Source organism: Limnohabitans sp., from assembly GCF_040401495.1.
Lineage (GTDB): Bacteria > Pseudomonadota > Gammaproteobacteria > Burkholderiales > Burkholderiaceae_C > Limnohabitans.
In genome coordinates, this window is the sequence record NZ_JBBAOI010000002.1 from 116,710 (window position 1) to 135,954 (window position 19,245).

General features: G+C 53.2%; 17 protein-coding genes. 8 read left to right on the forward strand and 9 right to left on the reverse strand.

Annotated features, from left to right (window positions below):
- Positions 1–23: 23 nt before the first annotated feature.
- The 3 genes from AC9UEO_RS02385 to AC9UEO_RS02395 all read right to left on the reverse strand — a co-directional run bounded on the left by AC9UEO_RS02385 (position 24) and on the right by AC9UEO_RS02395 (position 3,622).
- Positions 24–1,079 (reverse strand): type II secretion system F family protein, encoded by a 1,056-nt coding sequence (locus AC9UEO_RS02385; protein WP_509529375.1) that lies wholly within the window; start codon positions 1,077–1,079, stop codon positions 24–26.
- Positions 1,076–2,221: a GspE/PulE family protein gene (locus AC9UEO_RS02390; RefSeq protein ID WP_509529377.1), complete on the reverse strand. Its 1,146-nt coding sequence runs from the start codon at positions 2,219–2,221 to the stop codon at positions 1,076–1,078. Before AC9UEO_RS02390 ends, AC9UEO_RS02385 begins: the two co-directional genes overlap by 4 nt.
- Positions 2,222–2,314: 93 nt before the next feature.
- Positions 2,315–3,622 (reverse strand): tyrosine-type recombinase/integrase, encoded by a 1,308-nt coding sequence (locus AC9UEO_RS02395; protein WP_509529380.1) that lies wholly within the window; start codon positions 3,620–3,622, stop codon positions 2,315–2,317.
- A 231-nt stretch (positions 3,623–3,853) separates the two neighbouring features.
- Here AC9UEO_RS02395 and AC9UEO_RS02400 point away from each other — a divergent pair, with 231 nt between their 5' ends.
- On the forward strand, positions 3,854–4,966 hold the full coding sequence (locus tag AC9UEO_RS02400; protein WP_509529720.1) for a porin: 1,113 nt from the start codon (positions 3,854–3,856) through the stop codon (positions 4,964–4,966).
- 74 nt (positions 4,967–5,040) lie between these two features.
- Here AC9UEO_RS02400 and AC9UEO_RS02405 read toward each other — a convergent pair whose 3' ends face one another.
- A complete protein-coding gene (locus AC9UEO_RS02405; RefSeq protein WP_509529382.1) occupies positions 5,041–5,970 on the reverse strand; it encodes a polyprenyl synthetase family protein in 930 nt (309 codons plus the stop codon).
- A gap of 207 nt (positions 5,971–6,177) precedes the next feature.
- Here AC9UEO_RS02405 and rplU point away from each other — a divergent pair, with 207 nt between their 5' ends.
- The 4 genes from rplU (at position 6,178) to proB (ending at position 9,062) form a co-directional block, all read left to right on the forward strand.
- On the forward strand, positions 6,178–6,489 hold the full coding sequence (rplU, locus tag AC9UEO_RS02410; RefSeq protein WP_509529384.1) for a 50S ribosomal protein L21: 312 nt from the start codon (positions 6,178–6,180) through the stop codon (positions 6,487–6,489).
- A gap of 14 nt (positions 6,490–6,503) precedes the next feature.
- Positions 6,504–6,761, forward strand: coding sequence for a 50S ribosomal protein L27 (gene rpmA, locus AC9UEO_RS02415; RefSeq protein WP_509529386.1), 258 nt, complete (start codon positions 6,504–6,506; stop codon positions 6,759–6,761).
- Between the two features lie 70 nt (positions 6,762–6,831).
- Positions 6,832–7,914 carry a GTPase ObgE gene (gene obgE, locus AC9UEO_RS02420; protein ID WP_509529388.1) on the forward strand — a complete coding sequence of 361 codons (1,083 nt, stop codon included), beginning with the start codon at positions 6,832–6,834 and terminating at the stop codon, positions 7,912–7,914.
- A 5-nt stretch (positions 7,915–7,919) separates the two neighbouring features.
- Positions 7,920–9,062: a glutamate 5-kinase gene (proB, locus tag AC9UEO_RS02425; protein ID WP_509529390.1), complete on the forward strand. Its 1,143-nt coding sequence runs from the start codon at positions 7,920–7,922 to the stop codon at positions 9,060–9,062.
- Here proB and AC9UEO_RS02430 read toward each other — a convergent pair.
- On the reverse strand, positions 9,059–9,619 hold the full coding sequence (locus AC9UEO_RS02430) for an RNA pyrophosphohydrolase (protein ID WP_509529392.1): 561 nt from the start codon (positions 9,617–9,619) through the stop codon (positions 9,059–9,061). The genes proB and AC9UEO_RS02430 overlap by 4 nt on opposite strands.
- A 103-nt stretch (positions 9,620–9,722) precedes the next feature.
- Between AC9UEO_RS02430 and AC9UEO_RS02435 the strand changes: the two genes are divergently transcribed.
- Complete coding sequence (locus AC9UEO_RS02435; protein ID WP_509529395.1) at positions 9,723–11,468, forward strand: proline--tRNA ligase; 1,746 nt, start codon at positions 9,723–9,725, stop codon at positions 11,466–11,468.
- Between the two features lie 33 nt (positions 11,469–11,501).
- Here the strand turns inward: AC9UEO_RS02435 and grxD are convergent, their stop codons facing one another.
- From grxD to hemA, 4 genes are read right to left on the reverse strand one after another with little or no spacing between them, the layout of a single operon-like run.
- A complete protein-coding gene (gene grxD / locus AC9UEO_RS02440) occupies positions 11,502–11,819 on the reverse strand; it encodes a Grx4 family monothiol glutaredoxin (RefSeq protein ID WP_509529397.1) in 318 nt (105 codons plus the stop codon).
- Positions 11,820–11,865: 46 nt separating this feature from the next.
- The gene (gene prmC, locus AC9UEO_RS02445; protein WP_509529399.1) at positions 11,866–12,687 is read right to left on the reverse strand and encodes a peptide chain release factor N(5)-glutamine methyltransferase; all 822 of its coding nucleotides are present in this window, start codon (positions 12,685–12,687) and stop codon (positions 11,866–11,868) included.
- Positions 12,684–13,772 carry a peptide chain release factor 1 gene (gene prfA, locus AC9UEO_RS02450; protein ID WP_509529401.1) on the reverse strand — a complete coding sequence of 363 codons (1,089 nt, stop codon included), beginning with the start codon at positions 13,770–13,772 and terminating at the stop codon, positions 12,684–12,686. The genes prmC and prfA overlap by 4 nt, the downstream gene beginning before the upstream one ends.
- 14 nt (positions 13,773–13,786) lie before the next feature.
- Positions 13,787–15,046 carry a glutamyl-tRNA reductase gene (hemA, locus tag AC9UEO_RS02455; protein ID WP_509529403.1) on the reverse strand — a complete coding sequence of 420 codons (1,260 nt, stop codon included), beginning with the start codon at positions 15,044–15,046 and terminating at the stop codon, positions 13,787–13,789.
- 179 nt (positions 15,047–15,225) lie between these two features.
- Here hemA and AC9UEO_RS02460 point away from each other — a divergent pair, with 179 nt between their 5' ends.
- Positions 15,226–15,348, forward strand: coding sequence for a hypothetical protein (locus AC9UEO_RS02460; RefSeq protein ID WP_509529405.1), 123 nt, complete (start codon positions 15,226–15,228; stop codon positions 15,346–15,348).
- Positions 15,349–15,378: 30 nt separating this feature from the next.
- The gene (locus AC9UEO_RS02465; RefSeq protein WP_509529407.1) at positions 15,379–19,245 is read left to right on the forward strand and encodes a DUF3683 domain-containing protein; all 3,867 of its coding nucleotides are present in this window, start codon (positions 15,379–15,381) and stop codon (positions 19,243–19,245) included.

Consider the following 19,245-nt stretch of genomic DNA (forward strand, 5'->3'; position numbering starts at 1 on the left):
GCCCTGCAGTCTATAAGAGAAGCCTAAAGAACTTGGCCCAATTGAAAGACGGGTAAGTAAAGTGCCAACACCAGCCCACCCATGAGAAGACCCAGCACAACCATTATGGCGGGTTCTAAAAGTTGCGTGAATTGTCGCAACAGGTTATCAACTTGAGTATTGAGTTGTTGCGCGACTTTGGCAAGAAGTACGTCCAAGGCCCCGCTTTGTTCACCCACACCAACCAGTTGTATCAGCATGGTGGGGAACACATGTGATTGCGAAGGGATGGAGGAAAGGCCTTCCATTGCACTGGCCAGCGAGGCACCGTGGCTGACTTTGGAGCGAATCATGATGGTGGACATGCCGATACAACGGTTGGTGCTGCTGACGGCAACCACCTCTAAAGCGTCCAGCATGGGGACTCCAGCTTTGAGCAAATCAGACAGCGTAAGCGCCCATACAGATAGCTGGCTTTGGTGGACCATTGCGCCAAGCAAAGGCAAGCGCAAAAGAGTGGTGTCGCACCAAAGTTCAATACCAGGTTTGTTCATTACCAACCTTGCAGGTACATATAAGCTGCAAAGTGCAAGCAAAGCAAATACAGCGCCGCCGTTACTCAGCCAGCGACTCATCTGCACCACTGACTGGGTCAGTGTTGGCAAGTCAGCGCCAAGAGATGAAAAAATGCCTTCAAACACGGGAACCACCCAGACCATGATCACAGTGACAACCACCAGAGTGATTAAAAGGATTGCGCAGGGATAGGCCAAGGCTGTGCGAATCTGCGAATGCAGGGCCTGGCGCTTTTCAAGCAAAACAGCTAAGCGCTCTAACACTTGGTCAAGGTTGCCAGCCATTTCGGCGGCTGCGACCAACTCGCAATACAAAGTATCAAAGTAGTTCAATTGCCTGAGGGCGCGGTGAAAACTGCTGCCTTGTTCAAGCGACACACATAGGCGAGCAATCAAATGACGCATGTCTGTCGATTGTTCTGACTTGGCCATTGACGTCAAGGCGTCAAGCAAGGGCAAACCTGCGGCCACCATTGTGGCAAGTTGCCGAGTGAAATGACAACGCTGACGCAGTGCCAGGGTCATGATGAAGTAGCAGCCCAGACTTCTTCGTGCGATGTGATGCCAGCACATGCTTTTAACAAGCCAGCTTGACGCAGTGTGAGTACACCCTTTTCTTTGGCGTGATGGGCAATGCTGAGCGAGTCTAAGCCTGAAAGCATCATCGATTGAAGTTCTGCAGTCATGGGCAGGACTTGGTGAATACCTACCCGGCCTTTATAGCCATTCACGCAATACGCACAGCCAACTGGCGTGTACCTGTTCTCGTTAGGTACTTTGCATTTGCAATGTGGACAAAGTTTTCGAACCAGTCTTTGAGCACAAATCAAAATAACACTGCTGGCCACATTGAAGTCAGCGACCCCCAACTGGCAAAGACGCAAGAGCGCAGATATTGCGTCGTTGGTGTGAAGGGTAGACAACACCAAATGCCCAGTTTGAGCCGCTTTTGAGGCGATATCGGCAGTTTCGCTGTCACGTATTTCACCCACCATCACCACGTCAGGGTCTTGCCGGAGCAAGGCTCGCAGCGTTTGTGCAAAACCCAGTCCAGACTTCTCGTTCACGTTGATTTGATTGATGCCGGGCAGCACAATCTCACAAGGGTCTTCTACAGTCGATATATTGATTTTGGATGAATTCAAGTAATGCAAACAGCTGTACAGCGTCAAGGTTTTGCCAGAACCCGTGGGGCCGGTTATCAGCACCAAGCCGTTGGGTCGTTGCAATGCAGTGAGCAACTGATCGAGTTGATCTTGCTCAAAACCCAAGTCCTTGAGGTTTAACTGCTGTGACAGATTGTTTTGAATGCGTAGCACTATTTTTTCGCCATGCAATGTGGGTAAGCAACTGACCCGCATATCTATCGGCCAGGAGTTGACAGGAATGCGCAATCGGCCGTCTTGGGGCAAGCGCTTTTCAGAAATATCCATGCGCGACAGCACTTTGATCCGCGAGATGATGCGGTCCTTTAATTGCGCATGGGGTGGGGGACGCTCCTGTAAATGACCGTCGATACGTATACGCACCCTGAGTAAATTTTCAAAAGGCTCTAAATGGATATCCGATGCCCCATCGGCCAGCACTGTGACAAAAAAATGCGTCAGCCAGTCAACCGCTTGCTGGTCTTGATCGGTAGAAGAGAGAGGGTATGACAGTGAAACCATGGGGCCCACTGTAAAAAAAACGGTTGCTAAAGGTGTAAGCCACGCTCAATAAAAGAGCCAGTGTTGGCCAAGGTTAGGAATGCGAGTGGCGTGTTATCTGCGCTTGCTGTGCAAAAGACTCACATTCATTTCTGCTGAAAGGGTGGAGGCATAAAATTTTTCTATCATTTCCACAGATGTACGGGCATTTCGTGCCAAGGTCAGCAAATCGATATTGCCGCCGTAAATCAAACGGAAGGTAATTGCGCTGTGGCGCAAGCTGTAAAAAGTGCGGTCGTTGCCGTGCGGGCCTTGTTTAAGGTTCAGGTCTTTCAATATCCAGTTGAAGCACCATCCCACAATGTCCAAAACCAAACGCCGGTTTTTGACTTCGGGGAAAAACACATAGTCATCGGGTGAGCCGTAGCCCTGTGCTTTTTGGTGATCCAAGATATGTTTAAAAAGTGGAACGGCTGGCGCCAAGCTGACGGTGGCTGATTTATGGCGCTTGACTTCGGGCATGGTCAGGCGCAGGTAGTGGTAATTGCCGTTGATGATTTCAATATGCTGGTTTTTCAGTTGCCGCACATCGCCTGGTCGCATGAAGGTGTAGACCATGAAGCGTATGAGCCAATTGATTTCCACGGGCATTTGGTGATAAGCGCTTCTCATCCAAGCCCGTTTCCCTTCGCCCCAGTCATTAAATGTTTGGCTTTGCAGTGCTTTGGATTTGCGCAAAATCGCTTTGTATTCAGTAACGGTAAAGCCGCCCCTGGAGTTGGGTTGTGCTTTGAGCGGCGGAAAACTCGGCACATAAGAGAGGATTTTTTTGCGCTCCAACAACCGCAGAACTTTGCGCATTTGCGCGATATAGCCTTGCATGGTGGAGGCGGAAAGCTTCTTCTCGGTCATGTGCCGGATGAAGTCTTCCAGCACTTGGATATCAATTTTGTGAAGCGGTTTGTCTTTTAAAAATTCAAAAATCAAGCCTTCCAAGCGGATTTTGGTCATCACATACGAGTTATGGCGTATTTCGTCGCGTTGCACTTTCTCTAGCTCTGCTTGCAAGATGTCTTCGATCAAGTTATGTAGCAGTTGCTGGTTCTTCATCCCCGCGGGGTAGTTGTCCTCGTTTCGGTCTTGCGTGCCTAAACCCTCAGCTTCTAAACTTTCATAAATGAACCGAGCACACAGCATGGCCTCAGGCAGGTCCACGGTTTTCAAGCTTTTGGTGATGTACTTGCCCTGCACGAAATAGCGCATTTGCCAAAACTTGCTTCCTGCAATGCGAAAAATCTTTAATTTTTTGGGCAAACCATCGACATTGGTCATGCTGGATTTAATCACTGCGCTGCGACTTCGCGTGGTGTGATAAGCCCCATCGTTGGAGGCGTTCATGACAGACTGTCTAACAGTACTCATAAAACCTTATAAATAATAAATTATTTTTAAAATATAAATTTGTTATTTGTATTTAAATTTAAAAAAAATTACTAAAACAAGGAAATTTATAATATTTAAGTGATATTTTCATAGTACATAACTCCATCGAAATAGGTAATTGTCGATTTTAAATAAAAATTTATATAAAAATCAAGCAGATAAGTAAATAAATTAAAAAAATGTTCAACAACCCTCGTTGCACTCGCAGCAATTTCAGCCGTCACTGGCGCAATGGCTGATGCAAAAATTTCAGGTATCTTGGATCAAGCAGCTATGACCATCGGCACAACCAGTGCGCTTGGTGTAAAAACCACTGCTAAAAGTTTTGGCGAAGATTTGAACGGCGTTTCTGAACTCGGCGTTTCTGGCTCTGAAGATGTCGGCAATGGTTTGACTGCCACTTATGGCATCAACCTAGCCCTTGCCGAATCAACCAGTGGTGGTGCCGTGACCGTCTATAACGGCTCAGGCGTAGGCTTGAAGGGCGGATTTGGCGCTGTCAGCGTTGGTACCAGCTATAACCTGAACTTCTTTACTAATGCAGCTGCTGACCCTACCGGTTTTGGCGGACACATTGGCCAGTTGAATAGCTCAGCTGGTGGACTCAAAGGCAATCTGCTTAGCTACACCGCACCTCAATTTGTTCCAGGCTTGAGCTTGGCTGGTGAACTGCAACGGGGCGGCAATAGCACCAATGCAGGTAACCTGACTGGTTACATGGCTCAGTACGATACCGGCGGTTTGATGGTTCGCTATTCAAATTCCAGTAAAACTGAAGTAGCCAATGCTGTGACATACACCTATGCTGCAACAGCATCAACCAGCGGTGCGGGAACTGCCGTCTCTTCCAATCAAATGACATCTACATCTATTGGTGGCGCTGCAACTGCTTTGGCTGCCAGAACAGCCTTGGACAAAACCAAAGCAACGGCAGTTGCAGTGACATATGACTTTGGTATCGCCAAAGCTTTCTATGGCGCATCAACCATCAAATCTGGCACGACAGTAGCTCAATTTAAAACCAGCACTACAGGCGTAAGCGTGCCTTTCGGTGCAATTGGTATTGGTTATGCTGTGTCAACCGAAAAAGGCACATCTGATGGCACTGGCGTAGCTAGCAGCACCACAGTTACTGTTCCTACCGCTCTCGTATCTGGCAAAACAGTGGAATCTACCGCCAACCGTTTATTTGCAACTTACACACTGAGCAAGCGCACGACTCTGTACGGAATGTCTGGTAAAGCAAGCGTTGACACCATTGCAGGTTCGGCTTCAACATTGAAGACAACCATTACTGCACTTGGTATCAAGCACGCTTTCTAATCCCTGCGCTGGCCTAGTTGCCAGTTAAAGGACAAAGAACTTAAAACCCGCTGCTCACAAGGCAGCGGGTTTTTTTAATTCTGGCGCTCTAGCAATTGCTCGGCAATTTCGGCCAATGCAGTTTTGTACTCACTGGCAGGCAAAACATCTAAGGCATGGAGGGCCAACTGCGCTTCGTCCGATGCAGCCTGCCGAGTGGCTTGCATGGCACCCGTGCTGCGCACAATCTCGGCGATGTCCGCCAATGCGCCAATATCACCTTGCTCAATGGCATTTCGAATCAACTCGCATTGACTGGGCGTGCCGCGTTGCATGGCAAAAATAAGCGGCAAGGTGGATTTGCCTTCGCGCAAATCGTCGCCAAGGTTTTTCCCCATGGTGTTAGCGTCACCGTCATAGTCGAGCACATCGTCAATCACTTGAAACGCAGTGCCCAAGGCCTGACCATAAGCGGCGCAAGCAGCTTCCACCTTGGCAGAAGACTTCACCAACACAGCGGGCAAGCGAGTGCTGGCCTCGAACAATTTTGCAGTTTTACTGCGAATTACCTTTAAATAGCCTTGCTGATCAAGGGAGGCATCATGCATGTTCATGAGTTGCATGACCTCGCCTTCGGCGATCACATTGGTGGCGTCGGCCACGATGTCCAAAATGCGCATCTCGCCGCACTCGACCATCATTTGAAAAGCGCGGGAATACAAAAAATCTCCCACCAACACACTTGCGGGGTTGCCAAACAAGGCATTGGCTGTGGCTTTGCCGCGCCGCATTCCCGAGTCGTCCACCACATCATCGTGCAAAAGGGTGGCGGTATGGATGAACTCCACCACAGTAGCCAATTTGAAATGCTCGTCTCCCTTGTAGCCCAATGCGCCGGCCATCAAAAGCAGCAAAACAGGGCGTAAACGCTTGCCGCCCGAGGTGATGATGTGCTGTGAAACCTGTCCCACCAACGGCACACTGGAGGACAGCCGCTGGCCAATCAGTTGGTCAACAGCGGTCATGTCCTTGGCGATAAGACCAGAAAATGGGCTGGAAGAGGGGGCGGGGGGGCTGGACAATGGGGTAAATATATGGATTTAGACCCTAATTATAGGTAGGCTGGGGCGTTCAGGAGCGAAAAATAGTGACAAAACCCTAGCGCATGCTAAAATCTTTGGCTCTGCTCAAAATGGTTTGGCGGAGAAGAGTCTTTTCTTTCAGAGGTTCGTATGTACGCAGTCATAAAAACTGGTGGCAAGCAGTATCGCGTGTCAACCGGCGAAAAAATCAAAGTAGAACAGATCGCTGCGGATGTTGGCCAAGAAATTGTGATCGACCAAGTTTTGGCTGTCGGTAACGGCGCTGAAATCAAAGTTGGCACACCCTTGGTGTCCGGTGCATCTGTCAAAGCCATGGTGGTCGCACACGGCAAGCACGATAAGGTGCATATTTTCAAAATGCGCCGCCGTAAGCACTATCAAAAACGTCAGGGGCATCGCCAGCAATTCACCGAATTGCAAATTGCCTCTATCCAAGCCTAAGGAGTTAATCAAGCATGGCACAGAAAAAAGGCGGCGGCTCAACGCGTAACGGCCGCGATTCCAACCCCAAAATGCTTGGCGTCAAAGCCTTTGGCGGCGAGCACATCACTGCAGGCGCCATCATTGTTCGCCAACGCGGTACCAAGTTCCACCCTGGCAACAACGTCGGCATTGGCAAAGACCACACTCTGTTTGCATTGGTCGAAGGCCATGTGTCTTTCTCGTTCAAAGGCGCTTTGAACAAGCAAATGGTGAACGTCACCCCTGTCTGACCCTTGGCTTTTTGACCGACGTCAGCTTCAAAGCCCCGCTCGTCGGGGCTTTGTTCTTTAAGATAGCCCTATGAAATTCGTTGACGAAGCCTTTATCGACATCATCGCTGGCGACGGCGGGAACGGTTGCGTGTCGTTTCGTCATGAAAAGTACAAAGAGTTTGGCGGCCCCAATGGCGGTGACGGTGGGCGCGGTGGCCATGTATACGCGGTGGCGGACGCCAGCTTGAACACCTTGGTCGATTTCCGTTTTTCACGCCGCCACGAAGCGCGTCGCGGCGAGCACGGCATGGGTTCAGACATGTTTGGCGCAGCAGGCGACGACATTACCTTGAAAATGCCGGTGGGCACCTTGCTGATTGACGCCGAAACCAATGATGTGCTTTACGAATTGCTCAACCCTGGCGAGGTCATCATGATCGCCAAAGGCGGCGACGGCGGTTTTGGCAATATGCGCTTTAAAAGTGCCATCAACCGTGCGCCTCGCCAAAAAACGCCCGGCTGGCCGGGTGAGCGCAAAAACCTCAAACTAGAGTTGAAAGTGCTGGCAGATGTGGGCTTACTAGGTATGCCCAACGCTGGTAAATCCACACTCATCAGCGCCATCTCTAACGCCAGACCCAAAATTGCCGACTACCCCTTCACCACTTTGCACCCAAACTTAGGCGTGGTCAGGGTGGCAGCGGAGCAAAGCTTTGTGGTGGCAGATGTGCCCGGTTTGATCGAGGGCGCTGCCGAGGGTGCGGGTTTGGGTCACCAGTTTTTACGCCATTTGCAGCGCACCCGTTTGCTGCTGCACATGGTCGACTTAGCCCCATTTGACGATGCGGTAGACCCTGTCGCCCAAGCTAAGGCCATCACGCTGGAGCTGAAAAAATACGACCCTGAGCTGTTCGATAAACCTCGTTGGCTGGTGTTGAACAAGCTCGACATGGTGCCAACTGATGAACGTGCTGCGCGGGTGAAAGATTTTGTCAAACGCTTTAAGTACAAAGGTCCGGTGTTTGAAATATCGGCCTTGAACCGCGAAGGTTGCGAAGGCTTGGTGCGGGCTATTTACGACCATTTGCAGGCGCAATTTCAATCGACCCAAGAGCCAGAGGTTGTGGACCCTCGCTTTGCCGTCATGCCCACCACGCCTGTAAACAGTTAATACCCATGAATGAAACCGCCAACTCAAAGGTCTTGCGCGACGCCAGACGCATTGTGGTCAAGGTGGGTTCCAGCTTGGTGACCAACGAAGGCAAGGGCTTGGACGAAGCCGCCATTGGCGAGTGGTGCCGTCAAATGGCGACGCTTGCCAAGGCGGACCCTGCGCGGGAAATCATCATGGTCTCTAGCGGCGCCATTGCCGAGGGTATGAAGCGGCTGGGCTGGACCACCCGACCTCACGAGTTGCATGAATTGCAAGCGGCGGCAGCGGTAGGTCAAATGGGTTTGGCACAAATGTACGAAACCAAACTGCGCGAGCAGGGCTTGCGAAGTGCGCAGGTGTTGCTCACACACGCCGACTTGGCCGACCGCGAGCGCTACCTCAATGCCCGTTCTACCTTGTTAACTTTGCTGCAACACAAAGTGCTGCCCGTGATCAACGAAAACGACACGGTGGTGAATGACGAAATTAAGTTTGGGGACAACGACACCTTGGGCGCTTTGGTGGCTAACTTGGTCGAGGCGGACGCCTTGGTGATCTTGACCGACCAGCAAGGCCTGTTTACCGCCGACCCGCGCGTGAACAAGCAAGCTACTTTTGTTCATGAAGCCAAAGCCGGGGACCCTGCATTGGAAGTCATGGCTGGTGGTGCAGGCTCCAGCATCGGTAAGGGCGGCATGATCACCAAAATACTGGCGGCCAAAAGAGCTGCAGGCTCGGGTGCCAGCACCGTGATTGCATGGGGGCGCGAACCAGATGTACTCCTGCGCTTGGCCCAAGGCGAAAGCTTAGGTACCTTGTTGGTCGCACCTACCCACAAGCAGCAAGCGCGAAAGCAGTGGATGGTGGATCAGTTGCAACTGCCCGGCGCGGTCTGGGTGGATGCGGGTGCTGTGGTGAAGTTAAGCCGTGAGGGAAAAAGTTTGTTGCCCATTGGTATGAGCAGCGTGCAGGGAGATTTTTCCCGCGGCGACATCATCGCCATTTGCGATGAACACGGCAAAGCATTTGCCCGAGGCTTGGCCAACTATGCAAGCGCCGAAGCCCGTTTGTTATGCCGCAAGGCGTCAAGCGAGATTGAAAAACTGCTGGGTTATGTGGCTGAACCAGAGATGGTTCACCGCGATAACTTGGTGCTCACCGCTTAATTGGGTGCAGTCGGGCGTTGTTCAGAGCCATCTATGCGATCGGTATGGCTCAGTCCTTGTCCTAAAAAACGGCTTTTGGTTTCTGGTTGTGGCAGAAAGCGTGACAACTCGGTCAATGCCCTTTCATACACCCCGCGCTTGAAATCGACCACTGAATCCAGTGGCACCCAGTAGTCGTTCCAGCGCCAAGCATCAAACTCGGGGTGGGTGCTGGCGCGAAGATTCAAGGCGTGATCAGGCACCACCAATTGCAGCAAAAACCATATTTGTTTTTGCCCCTTGTAATGGCCGCGCGCATCCTTGCGGATGTAGCGGTCTGGCACTTCATAGCGCAACCAGTCTCGGGTTCGGGCAACGATGCGCACATGTTCTGCTAACAGCCCCACTTCTTCTTGCAATTCCCGAAACATGGCTTGCTCGGGAGTTTCGCCGCGGTCGATGCCGCCCTGCGGAAATTGCCAACTGTGGGTGCGAATGCGCTTGCCCCAAAAAACCTGATTCCTCTGATTGAGCAGAATGATGCCGACGTTAGGCCTAAAGCCATCGCGGTCAAGCATAATCAAACCTCAATTTTTCAACTGAGTCCATTATGCACAGACAACGGCTGTCATCAATAGGGCTGACCATTCATTTATGCCGATTTATGCGGCACAGCAGACCATGAAAGCCTCCCAATTTTTTATCTCCACCCTCAAGGAAGCCCCGTCCGACGCCGAGGTGGCCAGCCATCAACTGATGATGCGTGCCGGCATGATCAAAAAGCTAGGCGCAGGCATTTACACCTACATGCCCATGGGCTTGCGGGTGATCCGCAAGGTCGAGGCCATTGTGCGCGAAGAGATGAACCGCGCTGGCGCCATTGAACTGACCATGCCGGTGGTGCAGCCCTCAGAGCTGTGGCAAGAGACGGGCCGCTTTGAAAAAATGGGCCCCGAGTTGCTGCGCATCCAAGACCGCCATGGCCGCGACTTTGTGGTGCAACCCACCAGCGAAGAGGTGGTCACCGACATCGCCCGCCAAGAATTGCGCAGCTACAAGCAACTGCCGAAAAACCTCTACCAAATCCAAACCAAGTTTCGTGACGAGCGCCGCCCCCGTTTTGGATTGATGCGCGGGCGTGAGTTCACCATGAAAGACGCCTACAGCTTTGACCGCGACGCCGACGCGGCCAAGGCCAGCTACCAAGTCATGGCGCAGGCCTACCGCGCCGTCTTCGACCGCTTTGGCTTGCGCTACCGCGCGGTGGCCGCTGACAGCGGCGCGATTGGCGGCGACTTGAGTGAAGAGTTTCAAGTGATTGCGGCCACCGGCGAAGACGCCATCGTTTATTGCCCCAGCAGCGACTACGCCGCCAACATGGAAAAAGCCGAGGCCTTGGCCCCGCAAGGCGCACGGCCTGCCGCCACCCAAGCTTTGGCCAAAACCCCCACGCCGGGCAAGAGCACCTGCGCCGATGTGGCCGAACTTTTGGGTCTGCCTTTGACCAAAACCATTAAATCGCTGGTTTTAGCGACAGATGACCTCAATAAAGAGGGTGTTGTCGTCAAATCGCAGGTTTGGTTGCTGTTGGTGCGCGGCGACCACGACATGAACGAGGTGAAAGTGGGCAAGTTGCCGGGCTTTGAAAAAGGCTTTCGGTTTGCCACCATCGCCGAGATTGAAGACCATTTCGGCTGTAAACCCGGCTATCTCGGGCCCATTGGCTTGCAAAAGCCGTTAAAAATCGTCATCGACCGCGATGTGGCGGTGATGGCCGATTGGGTGTGTGGCGCCAACGCGGTCGACTTTCACATGACCGGCGCCAACTGGGGCCGCGACCTGCCCGAACCCGACATGGTGGCCGACATCCGCAACGTGGTCGAAGGCGACGTCTCACCCGACGGCAAAGGCGTGTTGGCGATTGAGCGCGGCATCGAGGTGGGACATATTTTTTACCTCGGCACCAAGTACAGCCAAGCCATGAACGCCACGTTTTTGGCCGATGATGGCAAGCCCAAGCACTTCGAGATGGGCTGCTACGGCATTGGCATCACCCGCTTGCCGGCCGCTGCCATCGAGCAAAACCACGATGCCAAAGGCATCATTTGGCCCGACGCTTTGGCGCCTTTCACCGTGGTGATTTGCCCCATCGGCCCCGACCGCAGCCCTGATGTGAAAGCCGCCGCCGACACCCTCTACGCCGACTTGCTGGCTTCAGGCGTGGACGTGATCTTGGACGATCGCGGCGAGCGCCCTGGCGCCATGTTTGCCGACTGGGAGTTGATTGGGGTGCCGCACCGCGTGACCATTGGCGACAAAGGCCTCAAAGACGGTTTGGTGGAATACCAGCACCGCCGTGACACCGAGGCCAGCAAGGTGGCGCTGGCTGAGGTGTTGGGGTTGTTGAAGGCAAAGTTGGGCGTTTAACGCCCTGCTTCTTTTAGGGGGGCCAAAGGCGTATTAAGCGCCCAACAACTTAGGCAATTCGCCGCTCTCGTACATCTCGGTCATGATGTCTGAGCCGCCAACGAACTCACCTTTGATGTAGAGCTGGGGAACGGTGGGCCAGTTGCTGTATTCCTTGATGCCTTGGCGGATATCTGCGTCGTCCAGCACATTGACAGTGGTCAGTGTTTTGGTGTCCACGCCGCTGGCTTTGAGTAACTGCACTGCACGGCCGGAAAAACCGCACATGGGAAAGCTGGCGTTGCCCTTCATGAACAACACGATGTCATTGTTTTTGACCAATTGGTCGATACGTTGCTGCACATCACTCATAGAAAACTCCCTTAAACACTGGGCATTTGCCCGATCAGAATGGTCATTATTTCACTTCTGGCCAACAGCCCCCGCTGCAACGATTTATGCCCGCAAGGTCCACACGGCTTTGTATCTGAACAAAGCCATGCTGCTCAAGCAAGGCAAGCACCGACGGCGCTTGGTCAAAACCGTGCTCCAGCAGCAGCCAAGCGCCTTGATCAAGGTGCTGGGGGGCTTGCGAAATGATGTGGCGAATGGCGTCCAAACCGTCCACCCCACTCACCAAGGCCATGCGGGGCTCTGAGGGTAAGGCTTGCAAATGGAGGTCACTCTCAGCAATGTAGGGCGGGTTGGCGACAATCAAGTCAAACAAACCTGTCACTTGTGACAGCCAATCGCTGGGCGCAAAGGTAACGTCAAGTTGATAGCGTTGGGCATTGAGTCTCGCCAATTGCAAGGCCTCGTCGCTGGCGTCCACGGCGCTCACCTGCCAAGCAGGCTGGGCGTGTTTCAAGGCCAAGGCAATCGCACCACTGCCCGTACCCAAGTCCAATACCTTTGCTTTTGTTGCGCCAACAGCCAAGGCCCAATCCACTAAAGTTTCGGTGTCGGGGCGGGGTACCAGCGCTCGCCAGTCTGTTTGCAACGTCAGACCATGGAAGTCTTGAAAGCCGGTTAAATACGCCAAGGGTTCGTGTTGCAGACGCCGTTGCACCACAGCATGGAACTTTTCTACAGCGTCAGCGCTGAGTTCATCCATGTCGTGTAACAGCAGCCATGCGCGGTCATGCAGGTCCCGCCCCAAAGTATGAAGCAGCAGTGTTTGGCATTCCAAATGGTCCAGCGCCAGAGTTTTAGCTTGCGCCAAGGCTTGGGCGATGTTCACCCTGCACCCTCAAGCGCCGCCAGTTGTTCAGCGGCTTCATAGGCTTGCAAGGCTTCGATCACATCGCTCAAATCACCCTCCATGATGCCCAAGAGTTTGTAAAGCGTCAGGTTGATGCGGTGGTCAGTGAAGCGCCCTTGGGGGAAGTTGTAGGTGCGGATTCGATCGCTACGGTCGCCGCTGCCAATCAGGCTTTTGCGCTCAGCCGCATCTTTGGCGGCCCGCTCGGAGCGGTCTTTTTCTTGGATACGTGCCGTCAACACCCGCAGCGCTTGCGCCTTGTTGCTGTGCTGGCTGCGGCCGTCTTGGCACTCGGCCACGATGCCAGTGGGCAAGTGGGTGATGCGTACCGCAGAGTCGGTTTTGTTGATGTGCTGCCCCCCCGCGCCGCTGGCGCGAAAGGTGTCAATGCGTAAATCCGAGGGGTTGATTTGAATGGCTTGCGCTTCGTCAGGTTCAGCCAAAACTGCCACAGTGCAAGCGCTGGTGTGAATGCGCCCTTGGGTTTCGGTGGCAGGCACACGCTGCACCCGGTGGCCGCCTGACTCAAACTTCAAAGCGCCATACACCCCAGTACCCTCGATGCGGATCACCACCTCTTTGTAGCCGCCCAACTCGCTCACCGACTCGCTGATCACCTCCACCCGCCAGCCTGTGGCGGCGCAATAACGGGTGTACATGCGCAGCAAGTCGCTGGCAAACAGCGCGGATTCGTCGCCGCCTGTGCCGGCACGGATTTCCAAAAAGGCGTTGCGGCCATCGTCGGGGTCTTTGGGCAGCAACATGCGTTGCAACTGCGCTTCAATCGACAAAATCGCAGGCTCGGCGATGGCAATCTCTTCTTGCGCCATGGCTTGCAAATCAGCATCATGGTCTAGCAGCATGGCCTGCGCAGAAACCAAGTCTTGCCCAAGTTGCTGCCATTTTTGGTAAGGCGTGACCAAGGCCACCACCTCGGCGTGTTCGCGCGACAAGGCCATGAACTGTGTCATGTCTTGCATGATGTCTTCGCGGGAGAGCAAAAAATCCAGCTCGGACAAACGTTGCACCGAGCGCTCTAGCTGAGCGCGCATAAATGGTTTCATGGGGAAGGCCGCAGCTAACGTGAGCTGCGCAAAAAGAAGTGTTCGATAGCGCTACGCGCTTGTTGACGCGCTTGCGGGTCGTCTGAATGCAGCTCAGACATTGCACCATGTAGCATTTTGTGGGCGAGGTTTTTGGACATGCTGTCCAACACAGCTTCGACAGATTCGCCCTTGGAGAGCAGTTTGTGCGCTTTTTGCAACTCAGCGGCACGCCAAACTTCAGCTTGCTGGTTGAGTTGTTGAATCAGCGGCACATCGCTGCGCTGGTCCAACCAATTGACAAAACTTTGCACGCCAGCGTCGATGATGACCTCGGCTTCGGCCACGGCGGCTTGGCGGCTGGCTTGGCCGGTTTGCACCACTTGCGACAAATCGTCCACGGTGTAGAGGTAGACATCGCGCAAAGACTTCACTTCCGGTTCAATGTCTCGGGGAACCGCTAAATCGACCATGAACATGGGGCGGTTGCGGCGTTTTTTCAGCGCACGCTCCACAGCGCCTAAACCAATCAAAGGCAAGGTGCTGGCGGTACAGCTGATGACAGCATCGAATTCGTGCAAGCGGTCTGGTAAGTCTGCCAAACGCATGACATCGGCCTTCAGTTGAACTGCCAAGCGCTCGCCGCGCTCTTGGGTGCGGTTGGCTACCATCATGGTTTTGGGATTTTTAGCGGCGAAATGGGTGGCGCACAACTCGATCATTTCGCCTGCACCTACAAACAATACATTGATTTTGGTCAGGTCTTCAAACAATTGCGCAGCCAGTCGAACAGACGCGGCAGACATGCTGATGCTGTGGGCACCAATTTCGGTGGAGCTGCGAACCTGCTTGGCCACCGCAAAAGAGCGTTGGAACATTTGGTGCAAAGTAGAACCCAAGGCACCCACCTCGCGGGCCACCCGCACAGCGTCTTTCATTTGCCCCAAGATTTGCGGCTCGCCCAGTACCATGGAGTCCAAACCGCTGGCCACTCGAAAGGCGTGGCGCGCTGCCTCGTTGTCAACCATGGTGTAGATATGGTCGTGCAAGCTGTCGGGGCTTACGCCACCAGACTCAGCCAGCCACAGCAGGGTCTGGGGCATGGCGATTTCTTGCGAGGCGCAATAAATTTCAGTTCGGTTGCAAGTGGAGAGAATGGTGGCTTCTGTTTGCGAGCCAAAACTTTGACGCAAACCGTCAAGAACAGGCCCTATTTGCTCAATAGCAAACGCAAACCGTCCCCGCAAATCGAGCGGAGCGGTGGTGTGGTTGAGTCCTAGCGCCCATACTGACATAGTGGAGATTATAAAATTTCGGGATGGATAGCTTGTCGCTTATTGTGCACTTAGTCAATTTTTTAGCTCCTGCGGTCTTTATGGCGGCGTGGATGGGGGTTCTTACTCGCCTTTTATGGCGCCATAAACCTTTGCTGGTTAAGCCTTGGCTACAGTTTGTCCTGAACAGTTTGGCAGGCATGGCAGTTTTGACAGGTGGGCTGCTGATAGGCGGTCAAGACGGCAAGATGCTGACCTACACCTTGCTTGTGTTGGTATGCGCTTCTTTGCAATGGGTATTTTTCAGGGCTTGGCGTCGCTAAATTCTGCCTAGGTTAATATCCCACTCCCTTATGAACGCTCCTACGCCCTTGCCCCCTTTGCTGGCGGCTGACCAAGACATCCAACGATCGAGGGAAATCCCCTACAACTACACCTCGTTTTCCGATAGAGAAATCGTTATTCGACTGCTGGGGTCAAGCACTTGGCAGACCTTAGAAACTTTGCGCCAAGAGCGCAAAACTGGGCGCTCTGCGCGCATGTTGTTCGAGGTCTTGGGCGACATTTGGGTGGTGCAGCGCAACCCTTATTTGCAAGACGATTTATTGGACAACCCCAGGCGACGTCAACAACTGGTGCAGGCTTTGCAACACCGCTTGGGTGAGATCGACAAACGCCGCGATGTTTTCCATGACCGCGAACGCGACGTTATGGTGGTGCAGTTGTTGGATGCGGCTCGCTCGTGTGTCAAAGCCTTTGCCCAAGGTTTTGATGAAGTGGATCGATTGCGCAGCAAAGCCAAAAAAGCTTTGCGTAAATGCACCCACGACAACAATATTCGCTTTGATGCCATGAGCCGTGTGTCGCATGTCACCGACGCCACCGATTGGCGGGTGGAGTACCCTTTTGTGGTGTTGGCGCCCGACAGCGAAGCAGAAATGGCTAAGCTGGTGAAAGCCTGTATCGATTTGGGTTTGACCATTGTGCCGCGCGGTGGTGGCACTGGCTACACGGGGGGGGCCATTCCACTCAGTTGGAAAAGTGCGGTCATCAACACCGAAAAGCTGCAACACCTGGGCAAGGTAGAAATGCTGCAACTGCCAGGCTTAACCCATGCCTTTGCCACCATTGCCACCGAAGCTGGCGTGGTGACACAGCGTGTCGCCGATGCTGCAGAACAAGCTGGTTTTGTGTTTGCCGTCGACCCGACATCTGCCGAGGCCTCTTGCATTGGCGGCAATATCGCCATGAACGCTGGCGGCAAAAAAGCGGTACTCTGGGGCACGGCGTTGGACAACTTGGCCAGTTGGCGCATGGTCACACCCGACGCCACTTGGCTGGAAGTGGTGCGACTCAATCACAACTTGGGCAAGATCCACGACGCAGAGATGGCAAGTTTTGAGTTGCGCTATTTCCAAGCTGATGGCACCACCCCTGTTCGCACCGAGCGTTTAGATATACCTGGGGCGAGTTTTCGCAAAGCCGGCTTGGGTAAAGACGTCACCGATAAATTTTTAAGCGGCTTGCCCGGTATCCAAAAAGAAGGCTGTGATGGTTTGATCACCAGCGCAAGGTGGATTTTGCATCGCATGCCCGCGCATACACGTACCGTGTGCTTGGAGTTTTTTGGCCATGCCCGCGAAGCCGTTCCCAGCATCGTGGACATCAAAGACTATATGTTCCAACTCGCCAAAACCAGTGGCACGGTGCTGGCTGGTTTGGAGCATTTGGACCGGCGTTATTTGAAGGCTGTGGGCTACACCACCAAGTCCAAACGTGGTGGCTTGCCCAATATGGTGTTGTTTGGCGATATCGCTGGCGACGATGCAGATGCCGTGGCACGTGCTACCTCTGAAGTCATTCGCTTGGCCAATGCCAGGTCAGGCGAAGGCTTTGTGGCGGTCAGTGCCGAGGCGCGTAAAAAGTTTTGGCTGGATCGCAAACGCACCGCCGCCATCAGCCGCCATACCAATGCCTTCAAGATCAACGAAGACGTCGTCATTCCTTTGCCGCGCATGGCTGAGTACACCGATGGCATAGAGCGAATCAATATCGAGTTGTCTTTGCGTAACAAGATTGCGCTGTGCGATGCACTCACCAGTTTGTTCGCGCATGGATCGTTGCCACTGGGTGAGGTCTCTAAAGACAGCGAAGCGCCCTCTCCTGAGTTGCTGCAAGAGCGTGTGATGCAGGCTTTGGAATTGTTCAACGAGGTTAAAACCCGCTGGTCTTCATGGCTAATTGGTATTGACCATTTCTTTTCAGACTTACAAAGTCACAGTCTGCGGGCCAGCTGGAAAACCGAGTTGCGCCAGCCCTTGCACAGCCTGTTCAATGGCGCGGCGTTCGCCCCTTTGCGCCAAGCCTTGGATGACACACATCAAAGGGTTTTGAAAGGCCGTGTTTGGGCTGCATTGCACATGCATGCAGGTGACGGTAATGTGCATACCAATTTGCCGGTCAACAGCGATGACTACGAGATGCTGCAAACCGCGCATGAAGCGGTCGACCGCATCATGGCCTTGGCTCGCTCCCTCGATGGCGTGATTTCTGGTGAACATGGCATTGGCATCACCAAAATGGCTTACCTCACCGACGTCGAGCTGCAGCCTTTTGCCGACTATAAATCGCGTATAGACCCAAGGGGCCACTTCAACCAAGGCAAGTTGATCAGAAAAGCTCTGCCAGCCAATGAGCAACGAAGCTCAGACCTGAGTCAAGCCTACACCCCCAGCTTTGGCCTGATGGGCCACGAGTCGTTGATCATGCAGCAGTCAGACATTGGTGCCATTTCTGACTCCATCAAAGACTGTTTGCGCTGCGGCAAATGCAAACCGGTTTGCGCCACCCATGTACCAGGGGCGAATTTGCTCTACAGCCCGCGCGACAAAATTTTGGCGACCTCTTTACTGATTGAGGCTTTCCTGTATGAAGAGCAAACACGGCGTGGTGTGTCCATCAAGCATTGGCAAGAATTTGAAGACGTGGCTGACCACTGCACGGTTTGCCACAAATGCGCCAGCCCTTGCCCCGTCAAAATTGATTTTGGCGATGTCACCATGGCCATGCGCAATTTGCTGCGCAAAATGGGTAAGCAAAGCTTTCGCCCTGCTTCATCTTTCCAATCTTGGTTGGTGACCACGGTGAATCCGCAGGCGATCAACCTTGGCCACGCCGTCACCCGAGTTGCCATGCAGGGGCAGCGTTGGGCCAACCAAGCCTTGCATGTGCTGGCCAAACAGCAAACCCAGCAACCGCCCTCTAGCGTGGGTGCGCCCGTTATCAAGGCGCAAGTGGTGCATTTTGTGAATAAAAAAATGCCCGCGGGCTTACCCAATAAAACCGCCCGTGCATTGCTCGATATTGAAGACCGCGACTATGTGCCCATCATTCGTAACCCGCAGACCACCAGCGCTGATGCGGAGGCGGTGTTTTATTTTCCTGGTTGTGGCTCAGAGCGCTTGTTCAGCCAAGTAGGTTTGGCCACCCAAGCCATGTTATGGCACGCCGGTGTACAGACTGTTTTGCCACCGGGGTATTTGTGCTGCGGTTACCCGCAGCGTGGTTCGGGTCAGCAAGACAAAGCAGACAAAATCATCACCGACAACCGTGTTTTGTTTCACCGCGTGGCAAACACTTTGAACTACCTTGACATCAAAACCGTGGTGGTGAGTTGCGGAACATGTTTTGACCAATTGCAGGGATACGAGTTCGACAAAATTTTCCCTGGCTCACGTATTTTGGACATCCATGAATACTTGCTTGAAAAGCAACTTTCTTTGCCCGCGGGTGGCGCTTACCTTTACCACGATCCGTGTCACAGCCCCATGAAACAACAAGCGCCCATGAAAACGGTGAAAGCCTTGCTGGGCGAACAAGTTCTCGAGAGCAAACGCTGCTGCGGCGAAAGTGGTGGTTTGGCCTACTCACGACCAGATGTATCAACCCAAATTCGTTTTCGCAAAGAACAAGAAATTCGTTTGGGCGAAGATGCGTTGCGCGAAAAAAAATGGGTTACGGAGCAAGACAACATCAAAGTTTTGACCAGTTGTCCAAGCTGCTTGATGGGCTTGAACCGCTTTCAAGACGATCTGCAAAACGGTTTGCTAGAGGCCGATTACATCGTGGTTGAGATGGCTAAAAAAATATTGGGCGAGCAATGGATGACTGACTATATTCGCCAAGCCAACAGTGGTGGCATAGAACGTGTTTTGGTTTAA

Excerpts from the sequence above, each read along its gene's own strand:
- AC9UEO_RS02385 (WP_509529375.1), bottom strand. The coding sequence starts at position 1,079 with ATGACCCTGGCACTGCGTCAGCGTTGTCATTTCACTCGGCAACTTGCC.
- AC9UEO_RS02390 (WP_509529377.1), bottom strand. The coding sequence starts at position 2,221 with ATGGTTTCACTGTCATACCCTCTCTCTTCTACCGATCAAGACCAGCAA.
- AC9UEO_RS02395 (WP_509529380.1), bottom strand. The coding sequence starts at position 3,622 with ATGAGTACTGTTAGACAGTCTGTCATGAACGCCTCCAACGATGGGGCT.
- AC9UEO_RS02405 (WP_509529382.1), bottom strand. The coding sequence starts at position 5,970 with ATGACCGCTGTTGACCAACTGATTGGCCAGCGGCTGTCCTCCAGTGTG.
- rplU (WP_509529384.1), top strand. The coding sequence starts at position 6,178 with ATGTACGCAGTCATAAAAACTGGTGGCAAGCAGTATCGCGTGTCAACC.
- rpmA (WP_509529386.1), top strand. The coding sequence starts at position 6,504 with ATGGCACAGAAAAAAGGCGGCGGCTCAACGCGTAACGGCCGCGATTCC.
- obgE (WP_509529388.1), top strand. The coding sequence starts at position 6,832 with ATGAAATTCGTTGACGAAGCCTTTATCGACATCATCGCTGGCGACGGC.
- proB (WP_509529390.1), top strand. The coding sequence starts at position 7,920 with ATGAATGAAACCGCCAACTCAAAGGTCTTGCGCGACGCCAGACGCATT.
- AC9UEO_RS02430 (WP_509529392.1), bottom strand. The coding sequence starts at position 9,619 with ATGCTTGACCGCGATGGCTTTAGGCCTAACGTCGGCATCATTCTGCTC.
- AC9UEO_RS02435 (WP_509529395.1), top strand. The coding sequence starts at position 9,723 with ATGAAAGCCTCCCAATTTTTTATCTCCACCCTCAAGGAAGCCCCGTCC.
- grxD (WP_509529397.1), bottom strand. The coding sequence starts at position 11,819 with ATGAGTGATGTGCAGCAACGTATCGACCAATTGGTCAAAAACAATGAC.
- prfA (WP_509529401.1), bottom strand. The coding sequence starts at position 13,772 with ATGAAACCATTTATGCGCGCTCAGCTAGAGCGCTCGGTGCAACGTTTG.
- hemA (WP_509529403.1), bottom strand. The coding sequence starts at position 15,046 with ATGTCAGTATGGGCGCTAGGACTCAACCACACCACCGCTCCGCTCGAT.
- AC9UEO_RS02460 (WP_509529405.1), top strand. The coding sequence starts at position 15,226 with ATGGCAGTTTTGACAGGTGGGCTGCTGATAGGCGGTCAAGACGGCAAG.
- AC9UEO_RS02465 (WP_509529407.1), top strand. The coding sequence starts at position 15,379 with ATGAACGCTCCTACGCCCTTGCCCCCTTTGCTGGCGGCTGACCAAGAC.